Genomic DNA, 11,340 nt, shown 5'->3' with positions numbered 1-11,340 from the left:
CTGCGACGTCCTGGTCGCTCAGCCGGCCGGCTGCTCGGCGATCCCGAAGCGCACGCCGCCGTCGTCGTCCACTGCGGCGTCGAGCGACTTGTCCTGCAGCAGGTTGGCTGCTTCGGCGTCGAGGAAGACGCGGGCGCCGGACGAATCCACCACCTGGTCGCCCGCGATCGGCTGCTCGGCGACGGTCAGGGTGAGCGACCCGGCGGTCGGGTCGGCCGAGATCCGCAGGCCGGCGCTCTCCGGTGCCTGCTGCTGAGTGGTGATCTCGCGAATCACGAAGACCGCGTTGTCGGTCATGGTCAGCATGACAACTCCTTGATCGGATTTTGGAACTACCGGAAACAGGTGATGGCTGACGCGGCGAGGCGGCTCAGCGGCAATGTCGGGTTTGGGGCTGACGGCGCGGCGGACAGTGCGCGGCGGGCGGTCAGGGCGGGCGGCGGAAGCTCCAGGGACTGGGTCGGTCAGCGGCCGTCTACCGCCCACCGTGCCGGAGATCCACCAATCAGTCAAATCCCCACGTTACCCGACTGTCGCCGATGTCACTCCCGATCGGGTCGTCGGCGCCGGCCAGCCGGGCGACGGTGACCGGACAGCCACCGTCCAGGCGGTATCCCACTCCGTGGACGGTCCGTACCACGGGAAGGTCGTCGCCGAGCTTGGCCCGCAGCCGGCGGATGTGTACGTCGACGCAGCGCGGCCCGGACCGCCGGTGCCCCCCCCCAATCCGGTCGGCACCTGCTCGCCGGCCAGCTGCTCCAGCAGGTCCATGAGGTGGGCTCGGAAGGCGGCATCCATTCGGCTACAATGACAACCGTTTTCATTTCAATCGAGGGGGCGTGCATGCCGTCACCGTCAGCTCCGGCCGGCCGTACCACCCACCGGTCCGCCACCACCAGACCGGCGGTCACCGTACTGTCCGGTTTCTGGCCCGCCGCCACGATGGCCGTCGCCCGGACCCTGCTCGCCGCCGACCCGTCCCTGCTCGTCGTCCGCTACGACGTCGGCCCGGCGCACGACGGCGCTCCGCACCGGGTGCTCCGCGACGGCACCGGCCCGGTCGAGGACGTGCGCCTCGACCTTGTCGACGGCTGTGTCTGCTGCACGCTGCGGGCGGACGCGCCGGCCACGTTGGCCCGGCTCACCGCCGCCCGACCCGACCGGGACATCGTGCTGGTCCTGCCCGAAGTGGTGGAACCGGAGACACTCGCCACCGCCTGCGCGCACGGTCGGGTGGCCGGGCGGCCGGTCGGCGACCTGGTCCGGTTCGACTCCTACGTCACGGTCGTCGCCGCCGACCACCTGCTCGACGGCCTGGCCAGCACCGACGACCTGAGCCGGCTGGGCATCGCCGCCGCCCCCGGCGACCGCCGTCGGCTCGCCGACGTGATCGCCCGGCAGATCGAGTACGCCGACACGGTCGTGCTGTGGGGTGGGTCGACCGACCAGGCCTTCGAGACGCACCGGCTCGGTGTGCTGCTGTCCCGGATGGCCCCGTGGGCGGTGCACCTGCGGGCCGGCGACCAGCCGACGATCGACGCCACCCGGCTCGCCGGCCAGCTACGGCACACCGACCGGCACCGGCCGGAGACGCCGGCGGTCCTGGACCGCGGCGTCGAGGGTCACCTGATCGGGGTGCACGAACCGGTCGCCGACTGCGGCGTCGTCTCCGCGGTGTTCCGGGCCCGCCGCCCGCTGCACCCCGCCCGGCTGTACGCCGCGTTGGCCGACGTCACCGCGGGTCCGCTGCGGTCCCGCGGGCATCTCTGGCTGGCCAACCGGCCGGAGACGGTGGTCGGCTGGGAGGCCGCCGGCGGCGGCCTCACCCTGCACACCCTCGGCCGGTGGCTGGTCGACCTGCCGGACGAACAGTGGGAGCAGGCCAGCCCGCAGCGCCGGCTGGCCGCCGCGCTGGACTGGGACCCGTACTACGGCGACCGGCACAGCAACCTGGTCTTCGTAGGCGTCGACTTCGATCCGGTCGACCTGTACCGGCGGCTGGCAGGCTGCCTGCTCACCGACGCCGAGCTCGCTGACGGCGAGGCCGGCTGGCGGAACCTGCCGGACCCGTTCACCGGTGGCGAGGTCGGCCCTGGCTGACGCGGCCGGGCATGCGTCGAAGGGCCGGACCCCGGGGTACGGGGTCCGGCCCTCGCGCTGAGCTTGGGGTGTTTCGGGTCAGCTGTTCCAGTGCTGGGCGACCAGTTCGGCGGCCTGGGTCTCCCACTGGGCGTAGTGGTCCGGGTACGCCGACACCTGGACGGTCTGGGCGGCCTGGGTCAGCGGCATGTCCTGCCAGCCGTCGACGGCCTTGAGCCCGTTCAGGAACGCGGTGGTGGAGTACTCGACGTCGGTGATCTGCTCGACGGTGCCCCAGCCCGACGACGGGCGCTGCTGGAACAGGCCCTGCGAGTCGTGGTCGTTGCGGTCACCGAGGTGGCCGAGGTTCTCCAGCTTGGACTCCTGCAGGGCGGTGGCGATCGCGACCACGGCGGCCCGCTCGTCCATGCCGGCCTTCTTGGTGGCGGCGATGATGCCCTTGACGTTGTCGGTCTGCTCGCCGGACAGGGTGATGCGGGACTGCTCGCCCTGCACGCCGTGCGGGGTGAGCGTGCCGGCGTCGACGCCGCTGCTGGCGGCGGCGGACACCGGTGCGGCCAGGGCGGTGGGGGCGTGGTCGGCGGCCAGGGCGGGGGCGGCGATCGCGCCGCCGGCCAGGGTCAGCCCGGCGATGCCGAGGGCGGTGTTACGCAGGCTGGTACGCAGGGTACGGGTGATGATCGTGGTCATGGGGGGTCCACCTTCCGTTTGCCGAGGGGGCGCACCCGTCACGGGCGGGCGGGTGGGCGGTAAACGGTCATCCGGGTGGTACGGGGGTCAGACGCGGTGGCGCGGGTGCGCTGCTGCGCGCCGTGACCATGTACAACCACGCCGGCCCGCCGACGATTCCCGACCGGGCCCACCGACCCGACCCACTGACCGGGCCGACCAAGTCCACCGACCCGGGCTGCCCGGCCGGGCCCGGAGCCTGACTGCCGTCCGGCGGCTGCGGGCCGGAGTGCGTGGCGCGACCATGCACAACGACGGTGCCCGCCGGATCATTCCGCGCCCACCGGATCACTCCGCGCCGGCCTGAGCCTCAGCCGGGCTGTGAGCCTCAGGAACCGCACACGCTCAGCGCGCAGCGTCACCTTTGGCACCCAAGGGCAGCCTGAACCCACTGGCGACGTGGCGGGAGACCCGGGCCGCACCAGAGCCGTCGTACAGCCCGCTGAGGGGTCGGTCGATCTGGGCGAGGCTTATGCCACAGGTGCATCTTGATGCACCTGTGGCATCAAGCTCACCGCACACATCCATCGGGTCACGTGGCATGCTGCTGACCATGTGTGTGCGGAGCGGCCGATGACCGTGGTGTCCGTCATCAACTACAAAGGTGGCGTCGGGAAGACCACCGTCACCGCCAACATCGGGGCTGAACTCGCGTACCGCGGGCACCGGGTGCTACTCATCGACCTCGACCCACAGGCCAGCCTGACCTTCTCCTTCGTCGAGCCGACCATGTGGGAGCGGGAACTGGCCGACGAGCGGACCATCCTGCAGTGGTTCGGTGACGTGCTGGACCGTGGCGGTGCCGCACCACTGGACCGTTATGTGCTCACCCCGCCCACCGTCAACGAAGTGATCGGTCAGCACAGCGAAGGTCGGCTCGACCTGGTGCCGTCCCATCTGATGCTCACCGACGCCGACCTCGACTTCGCCGCCAGCCTGGGCGGATCGCGGTTCCAGCACGGCAGCCCGCGTTTCCTGTCCCTGCACCGCGCGCTCGCCGAGGCGCTCGCCGCACCCGCGTTCACCGACTACCAGGTCGTCCTGGTCGACTGCCCACCGAACTTCACCATGGTCACCCGCACCGGGGTGGTCGCCAGCGACCACATCCTGATCCCGGCCCGGCCGGACTACCTGTCTACGCTCGGCATCGACTACCTGCGGAAGAAGGTCTCCGAGCTGGTGACCGACTACAACCGGGTCGCGGCGGGCCGGACCGACCAGATCAGCCCGGAGATCCTCGGCATCGTCTTCACGATGGTCCAGTACACCGGGCACGGGCCACTGCTGGCGCTGCGCAACTTCATCGGCCATCCTGCGACCATCGAGATTCCGCGCTTCCAGCAGATGATCCGCGACAACAAGACGGTGTTCGCCTCCGCCGGTGAGCACGGCCTGCCCGCAGTCCTGATGCCGGACGCGAACGTCAACGTCCAGTACGAGTTGCAACAGCTCGCCAGCGAGTTCCTCGCCAAGATCCGCCCGTAGGAGAGTCACGTGACCAGCGCCGCCGACCTGTCCCACGCCGTCCTGATCCGGGTCGCGGACTTCCTTCGCACCCTGCCGCCGGAGCAGTTGGCCGCACTCGCCGACGGCACCGCGCAGCTGACGGTCGCCACCGCCACCGCCGGGCCGCAACAGTCTGCGGCACCGGCACCGGCCCGCCGGAGCCGGGCAGTCAAGGCGGCGAAGCCGGCGGTCGACATCGACACCGACCGGATCCGCGCCGACCTGGCGGCGATCGACGACCGGGTGGCCGCCGGACGCTACCTCGACGATCTCGGGCTGAAGGTCGCCGAGCTACGGACCCTGGCCGCCGAACTCGGGGTGGCGCTGCCGAGCCGGGCCACCAAGGCCGTCATCCAGAAGAACATCGTCCAGGCGACCGTCGGCCGGCGGCTCACCTCGGCGGTGCTCAGCCGCCCCGCCAGCAGCTCCTGACAGCAGCTCCTGACAGCAGCCCCCGACAGCGGTCACCACCACCGGTCGTGATGGAACTCCTTCGATACCTTGCAGGAGAGCACGACAGTTCGCCCGCGCGCCTCGCGGGGTGGCGTGACGGAAGACGCTGGGGAGACGATGTCCAGGAGACGGCCGGCACCCGACGACGACTTGTTCGATCGCATCTTCATGCCCACGATGCCTATCTGGGCGATGGTCCTGATGGGTCTCAACGGGAGCCTCTGCATGTTTGCCTGGAGCATCCTGTTCCGACTCCCCGATGACGACTCGGCGTACCTCACAGCGGCAACGTGGGTGGCGGTGGCCGTACCCGTGCTCACGTTGCTGGCGATGGTGTTCCTCACCATCGTCGCCAGGATCATCGGCGAAGACCTCACGGGAGCGTTCGACGTGGTGGTCGCACGCCTGCCGGGATCACTGTTCGTCCTGAGTCCTGTGGGCCTGGTGTTCGGTTGGTTGGTGGCCGTTCCCCTGGGCCGGGCAGCGATGGGGCTGGGTGTGGCGGAGAGCATCGCCTGGCGGTGGATCATCTTTCCGGTGGCCGGGCTGGCCTGCCTCTGGATTGCGTCCCTGCCCTACCTCCGGTTCAACGGACGCAGCCTGATCCCGCCCTGGACGCGGGCACCGGGTGGCCCTGTCGGAGCCCTCCTGGTGGGCGATACGGGTCAGGACGTCGGGGAAGGCTCCAGCGTGGGCTTTGACGGAGACTCCGGCGACTGATCCCCTACCGTGGATCGGTCGCCGAGCTGGCGACGTACCTCGTCGAGGACTTCCGCCCAGTGCGCGGCCGGCGCACCGGCGCGCAGCTGACCGGCGAGGTGCTCGGCGAGCAGGCGGGCGGACCGTTCGGTGAAGTCGGGCTGGTCGTCGGCCGAACCCGGATCCGGGCGGTACGGCGTGGTCAGCGGCAGCGGGTCGCCGACACAGACCACGTCCAGGTGGCCGGTGGTGCGGGTCAACGCGACGTACAGCATCCGGTGGCCGCGCTCGTCGTCGGCGACAATCTGCTCCGGCTCGACGACCACCACGGCGTCGAACTCCAGGCCTTTCGCCTCGGCCGGGCTGACCAGGTTGATCGCCGCGCCGAGGTCGCCCTGCTGGGCGCTGCTCCAGGCGAGCCCGTTGTCGGCAAGCGCCGCCTCGACCTCGCGGCGGCAGCGGGGCGGGCAGACGACGCCGACGAACGCGCCCCGCGCGGCGTGCTCACCGGCCACCGCGGCGACCCGACCGGCCCGCTCGGTGAGCCCGACCCGGTGCACGCCGGGTTCGGCCGGACCGTCCCGGACCACCTCCGGCGGTGTCACGCCGGGCGCGGCGACCGGCAGCAGCCGGGCGGCGAACTGGTACGCCTGGCGGGGCACCCGGTAGCCGTACCGCAGCGGCGCGACCCGCACCGGGCAGGTCGGCGGCAGATGTCGGGTCACCTCGTCCCAGCTGTCCCGGGCCCAGCCGCCGGTCGACTGGGCCAGGTCGCCGATGACCGTGCACGAGCCGGTGCGGCTGCGCCGGGCCACCGCCCGCAGCTGCATCGGTGACAGGTCCTGCGCCTCGTCGACAACCACGTGTCCGTACCGGCGCGACGGCCCGCCGTCGATCAGCTGGTCCAGTTCGTCGAGCAGCGGCAGGTCGGCGGCGGACCAGATCTCCTCGGAGATCCGGTCGGCGCCACGCCGGTGCAGCAGCGCCAACTCGTCGGCGGTCAGCCCCTCGGCGGCCGAGCCAGTGGCGGCAGCAACAGCCGGGTCGGCGGCGGCGCGCAGCCGGGGCCGGGACGCCAGCAGGCCGCGCAGGAACGCCGCCGGGCTCTGCTGCGGCCAGAGCCGCTCGACCAGGTTGGCCAGCGCCGGTTCGCCGCGCGGGTCGACGCCGGACCGGTCGTGGACCAGGTCGGCGAGCCGGTCACGGAACAGCTGACGGCGACCGTTGTACGGCAGGTCGGCCGCGGCGGCGGCGTCGAGTGCCTGCTGCACCTGCTCGCCGGGCAGGGTGACGAACCGGCTGCCGAGCAGCAGTCGCTCCGCCGGGTCCGGGGTGCCGATCCGATTGCGTAGCGCCCGGTCGAGCAGGCCGGCCATCCGGGCGTCGCCCTTGAGCCGGGCCACCGCCGCCGGCTCGGCCCGGCCACGCCGTACCGTCGGGGCGAGCCGGCTGATGTCGCGTAGCTCGACCTCGGCGTCGCCGAGCCCGGGCAGCACCTGGCCGATGTAGCGCATGAACGTCGGGTGCGGGCCGACCACGAGTACGTCGTCGGCGGTCAACTCGGAGTGCTGGAACAACAGCCAGGAGACCCGGTGCAGGGCGATGGCGGTCTTGCCGGTGCCCGGGCCGCCCTCGATCACCAGGACCTGCTGCAGCGGGGCACGGATCAGTTCGTACTGGGCGGCCTGGATGGTGGCGACGATGTCGCGCAGGGTGCCGGTCCGGCCCCGGGCCAGCTCGGTGAGCAGCTGCGCGTCGACGCCGGCCGGGCCCGACCCGCCGGCCGCCGCACCGGCCACCCCGGCGGCGATCTCGGCGAACAGGACGTCGTCGAGGTGGTCGATGACGTTGCCGGTGCACCGGAATCCGCGTCTGCGCACCAGGCCCTGGGGGTCGTCGGGGCTGGCGGTGAAGTAGCGGGCCGCGGCCGGCGACTGCCAGTTGATCACCAGCGGGTCGCCGCCGTCGGGCGAGCCGATCAGGTGCCGCCCGAGGTAGTACGCCTCGCCGGACTCGTCGTCGATGCGGCCGAACGCGACCGCGTCGGCGGCGCCGCCGAGGGCCCGGGTGACGGCTTCGGCGTGGTGGCGCAGCCGGGCGGCGGTGGCCCGGTCGGCCCCGCTGCGGGCCAGCGAGCCGAGTGCGGCGACCCGCCGGTCGCGTTCCCGGGCGGCGGCGTCGAAGTACGCCTGTTCGGCGGCGATCTCCGCTGACATGTCGGCCATGTGCACGCTCCCCGGGTCGGCAGACCCGGCACACCGTACCGGTGCGGGCGGGGGCCGGACAGCCCCCGAGTGTGCAGGACCGCCGGCCCGGGACGTGGATGTCCCGGGCCGGCGGGCGTGCCGTGCCGTCGTTCGTCGGCCCTGTCGATCAGACGAAGTTCACGTCACTGCACCACATGTAGGCCTGGTCGAGGTGGGACGCCTGCCAGATCACGAAGACGATGTGGTGTCCGGTGTAGCCGGAGGTCGAGACGTTGAAGCTGATGTTCTGTGCCGGCGCGTACCGGCCGGTCTGGGTGATGAAGTCGAGGTTTCCCCACCCGAGCCGCTGGGTAGCGGGGTTGAACCCGTTCTTGCTCACGTAGACCCGGAAGAAGTCGGCGCCATGGCTGGCCTGGTCGTACAACTGGATCGTGAAGTTGCGGCTGACGTTTGTCTTCTTCCACTGTCCGGGCTGGTTCAGACTGTTGTTTCGGGACAGCGCGTTGCTGCACAGCTGCCCGTCGGGGGTGCGGCCCTGGAAGTTGCCACCGAGTCCGTCGCGCAGCGCGCTCATCCAGTTCCACATGGTGTCCGGGTTGGCCTGGAAGGCCTGCCAGCACATCGGGTCCTGCTGCTGCATGGCCGGGTTCATGTGCTGGTGTCCCCAGTCCTGCCAGCACTGGTAGGCGCGGCTCGCCGGGTTGACGATGGTGCCGTGAGCCTGCGCCGCGCCGGTGAACGGCAGCATGCCTGCCACCAGGGCGAGCAGCAGAACAAGCGCTCGAACAGGCTGGCGGGCGGCCGGTCGGGATCGCCGACCGGGTTGATCGAGGTTGCGTGAACGCACGGTACATCCTCCGTTCCTGGGCGCTCATACGGGTGCGGGAGCGCTTCCACCCGACTATCGCACCCATTGGTCCGGATATCAATGATCGTCTATAGATATCTGTTTTTGTCGGACTGCCCGGAGCCGCCCCCGCAACGACTCCGGGCAGTTCCCGATCCAGGAAAGCGTTGATCTGGCAATCAGCGATCAACAGTCGCCGACCTAGTCGGCCGCCAGCGACTCGACGACCGGCTGGCGCAGCGCCCGGCGGGCCGGCAGCACCGAGGCGACCAGCGCGGCGACCGCCGCCACCGCGACGACGACCCCGAGCTGCGTCCACGGCAGGTCCAGCCGGAAGATGTCGTCCTCGGCACTGTTGAGCACGGCGAGCGCGCTCGCCGCCCCGGCCACCCCGATCGCGATGCCACACGCCGTACCGCTGACCGCCGTCAGCACCGCCTCGGTGGCGAGCATCCGGCGCAGCTGGCCCCGGGTCACGCCGACAGCCCGCAGCAGGGCGTTCTCCCGGGTCCGTTCGACCACCGACAGGGTCAGGGTGTTGGCCAGCCCGAGCAGCGAGATGAGGATCGCCAGGGCCAGCAGCGCCAGCACGAACCGCAGCACCGTGTCGACGGTGCCGGTACGCGCCTCGGCGTACGCCGCCCGGTCGACGAACGTCACGAACGGGTAGCTGACGACCACCGACTCCACCGCCTCGCGGGCGGCCTCGGCGTCGACGCCCGCTGCCGGGTCGAGCTGCACCAGCCAGGTGTCGATGTCGGGGTAGACGGCGGTGACATCCTCCTCGACGGCCAGCACCCTGCTGGTGGCCGACTGGTCGCCGCCGCTCGGGTCGGCGAGGACCGCGACAACGACGACGTCGCGCGCCTGCCCGACCGGGCCGACGGGCTCGGCCGGGTCAGCCGAGTCAGCCGACTCGGCGGGATCGGCGGGATCGACCGGAACGGGTTCCAGCCGGAACCGGTCGCCGACGGCGAACCCGGTCGCCTCGTTGACGAGCACCCGGCCCGGCCCGAAGTCCCGCACGTCCCCGTCGGCCACTGCCAGCTTCGCCTTGGCCAGCAGGTCGGGGTGGCCGGCGGCCACGTCGAACCCGCCCGGAGCGCCGTACACCTCGGCGCCGCCGAGCACCACGCCGAGTTCCGGCAGGTCACGAAGCCGCGTGATCAGCTCGGGCGGCACCGGGTCCAGATCGGACTCAATCAGGAAGGCGGCTCCGATCCGGGCGTCGACCTCCCGCTCCACGGCACGTTTGACGCTGTGCGCGCCGACCGAGAACGCCGTCACCAGCCCGATGCCGATCACCAGCGCCATCGCGGTGGCAGCGGCGCGACGCGGATTGCGTACCGCGTTGGCGACGGCGAGCCGGGCGGTCGGACCGGCCGCCCACCCGGTCAGTCGGCCGAGCAGCCGGGTGACCGCTGGCACGATCAACGGGCTGGCCAGCACCAAACCGACAAAGGTCAGGATCCCACCAACGACCACCACCAGCAGGTCCTCGAGCCGGCCGGCGGCGACCAGCCCGAGCACGCCGACGACGATCAGCAGCAGGCCGGCGCCGAGCCGCACCCGGCCGACCGGTCGGGCGACGGTCAGCGCCGCGTCGGTCAGCGCCGCGACCGGCGGTACGGCGGTGCCGCGCCAGGCCGGCAGCAGCGCCGCGCCGACGGTGACCCCGACGCCGCAGACCAAGGCGACGACGACGGTACGCGGGCTGACCACCGTACCGCTCGGCATACCGCTGCCCAGTTCGGCGTAGAGCTGGCGCAGCCCGGCGGCGGCCACCACCCCGAGCAGCAGTCCCCAGACCGCGCCGATCAACCCGACGGCGGCGGCCTCGACGACGCCGGCCCGGAACAGCTGCACCCGGGTGGCCCCGACGAGGCGCAGCAGCGCCGTCTCCCGGGTGCGTTGGGCGAGCAGGATCGTGAACGTGTTGGCGATGACGAAGGCGGCGACGAAGACCGCGATCGCGGCGAACGCGAGCAGCAGCCGGGTGAACTGCTCGCCGTTGCCGACCGTGAAGTCCAGCGCCGCCGCCCGCAGTTGCTCGCCGGTGCGGGTGGCGACGTACCCGCCGACGGCCGAACGCAGCCGTTCGGCCAGCTCGGCCTGGCCGACGCCCGGCTCGGCGACGACCAGCACCCGGTCCAGGTCGGTGCGGCCGGTGAGTTGCCGGGCGTCGGCGTCGACCAGGCCGAGCAGCGCGCCACCGGAGTCGACGCCGGTGCCGGCGACGTCGACCAGACCGACCACCTGGTACGGCCGCGGCTGCCGGTCGGTGACGGCAGCCTGCACCTGGTCGCCGATGGTGATGTCCCGCCGGGCGGCGGTCCGGGCGTCGAGCACCGCCTCCCCGGGCCGCTGCGGCAGCCGGCCAGCGGCCAGCGGCAGACCGGCCAGCTGGGGGTCCGCCGGTACGGTGACCAGGTTGTTCAGGCCGGGGATGGACTGGTTGTCCGGGCCGAGCAGCCCGACGCCGTACCAGCTGAAGGTGCCTTCGGCGGCGGCGACCCCGTCGACCTGACGGACAGCGTCGACGAGCGTGGCCGGCAGCACCTCGCCGTCGACGTCCGGCGCGCCGGCCTCGCCGGCCGGTACGTCGAAGTCGCGGGTCAGTTCGACGTCGACGAAGCGGTCGAGCAGCCCGGCGCGTTGCTCGGTCGCGGCGGTCAGCCCGTCGGAGAAGATCAGGGTGCCGGTGACGAAGCCGACGCCGAGGACGATCGCCAGCGAGGAGAGCAGCAGCCGGCTGGCGTGGGCACGCAGCGAACGCAGGGTGAGCCGCAGCACTTGACC

Annotated in this window: 10 protein-coding genes; 4 read left to right on the top strand and 6 right to left on the bottom strand. The window is 72.0% G+C overall.

The window, feature by feature from the left end:
* Positions 1–18: 18 nt before the first annotated feature.
* Positions 19–306: a HesB/IscA family protein gene (locus tag ACN27J_RS26765; RefSeq protein WP_123603598.1), complete on the bottom strand. Its 288-nt coding sequence runs from the start codon at positions 304–306 to the stop codon at positions 19–21.
* Between the two features lie 199 nt (positions 307–505).
* Complete coding sequence (locus tag ACN27J_RS26760) at positions 506–727, bottom strand: helix-turn-helix domain-containing protein (protein WP_421372505.1); 222 nt, start codon at positions 725–727, stop codon at positions 506–508.
* Between the two features lie 116 nt (positions 728–843).
* Here ACN27J_RS26760 and ACN27J_RS26755 point away from each other — a divergent pair, with 116 nt between their 5' ends.
* Positions 844–2,100: a CobW family GTP-binding protein gene (locus tag ACN27J_RS26755; protein ID WP_421370418.1), complete on the top strand. Its 1,257-nt coding sequence runs from the start codon at positions 844–846 to the stop codon at positions 2,098–2,100.
* 78 nt (positions 2,101–2,178) lie between these two features.
* Here ACN27J_RS26755 and ACN27J_RS26750 read toward each other — a convergent pair whose 3' ends face one another.
* The gene (locus tag ACN27J_RS26750) at positions 2,179–2,766 is read right to left on the bottom strand and encodes a hypothetical protein (RefSeq protein WP_421372502.1); all 588 of its coding nucleotides are present in this window, start codon (positions 2,764–2,766) and stop codon (positions 2,179–2,181) included.
* A 636-nt stretch (positions 2,767–3,402) separates the two neighbouring features.
* Between ACN27J_RS26750 and ACN27J_RS26745 the strand changes: the two genes are divergently transcribed.
* The 3 genes from ACN27J_RS26745 (at position 3,403) to ACN27J_RS26735 (ending at position 5,508) form a co-directional block, all read left to right on the top strand.
* Positions 3,403–4,314, top strand: a complete 912-nt coding sequence (locus ACN27J_RS26745) for a ParA family protein (RefSeq protein WP_421370417.1) — start codon at positions 3,403–3,405, stop codon at positions 4,312–4,314.
* A 9-nt stretch (positions 4,315–4,323) separates the two neighbouring features.
* The gene (locus tag ACN27J_RS26740; RefSeq protein WP_421370416.1) at positions 4,324–4,767 is read left to right on the top strand and encodes a hypothetical protein; all 444 of its coding nucleotides are present in this window, start codon (positions 4,324–4,326) and stop codon (positions 4,765–4,767) included.
* A 138-nt stretch (positions 4,768–4,905) separates the two neighbouring features.
* Positions 4,906–5,508 (top strand): hypothetical protein, encoded by a 603-nt coding sequence (locus ACN27J_RS26735; protein ID WP_421370415.1) that lies wholly within the window; start codon positions 4,906–4,908, stop codon positions 5,506–5,508.
* Here the strand turns inward: ACN27J_RS26735 and ACN27J_RS26730 are convergent.
* The 3 genes from ACN27J_RS26730 to ACN27J_RS26720 form a co-directional block, all read right to left on the bottom strand.
* Complete coding sequence (locus tag ACN27J_RS26730; RefSeq protein ID WP_421370414.1) at positions 5,454–7,712, bottom strand: HelD family protein; 2,259 nt, start codon at positions 7,710–7,712, stop codon at positions 5,454–5,456. The genes ACN27J_RS26735 and ACN27J_RS26730 overlap by 55 nt on opposite strands.
* 148 nt (positions 7,713–7,860) lie before the next feature.
* Complete coding sequence (locus ACN27J_RS26725) at positions 7,861–8,541, bottom strand: lytic polysaccharide monooxygenase auxiliary activity family 9 protein (protein WP_421370413.1); 681 nt, start codon at positions 8,539–8,541, stop codon at positions 7,861–7,863.
* 201 nt (positions 8,542–8,742) lie between these two features.
* Positions 8,743–11,334, bottom strand: a complete 2,592-nt coding sequence (locus tag ACN27J_RS26720; protein ID WP_421370412.1) for an ABC transporter permease — start codon at positions 11,332–11,334, stop codon at positions 8,743–8,745.
* Positions 11,335–11,340: the final 6 nt, after the last annotated feature.

Source organism: Solwaraspora sp. WMMB762 (genome assembly GCF_049179115.1).
Lineage (GTDB): Bacteria > Actinomycetota > Actinomycetes > Mycobacteriales > Micromonosporaceae > Micromonospora_E.
The sequence above is the reverse complement of the archived record's forward strand: the minus strand, read 5'-3'. Positions and strand labels throughout refer to the sequence as shown.

Excerpts from the sequence above, each read along its gene's own strand:
- ACN27J_RS26730 (WP_421370414.1), bottom strand. The coding sequence starts at position 7,712 with ATGGCCGACATGTCAGCGGAGATCGCCGCCGAACAGGCGTACTTCGAC.
- ACN27J_RS26755 (WP_421370418.1), top strand. The coding sequence starts at position 844 with ATGCCGTCACCGTCAGCTCCGGCCGGCCGTACCACCCACCGGTCCGCC.
- ACN27J_RS26745 (WP_421370417.1), top strand. The coding sequence starts at position 3,403 with ATGACCGTGGTGTCCGTCATCAACTACAAAGGTGGCGTCGGGAAGACC.
- ACN27J_RS26735 (WP_421370415.1), top strand. The coding sequence starts at position 4,906 with ATGTCCAGGAGACGGCCGGCACCCGACGACGACTTGTTCGATCGCATC.
- ACN27J_RS26765 (WP_123603598.1), bottom strand. The coding sequence starts at position 306 with ATGCTGACCATGACCGACAACGCGGTCTTCGTGATTCGCGAGATCACC.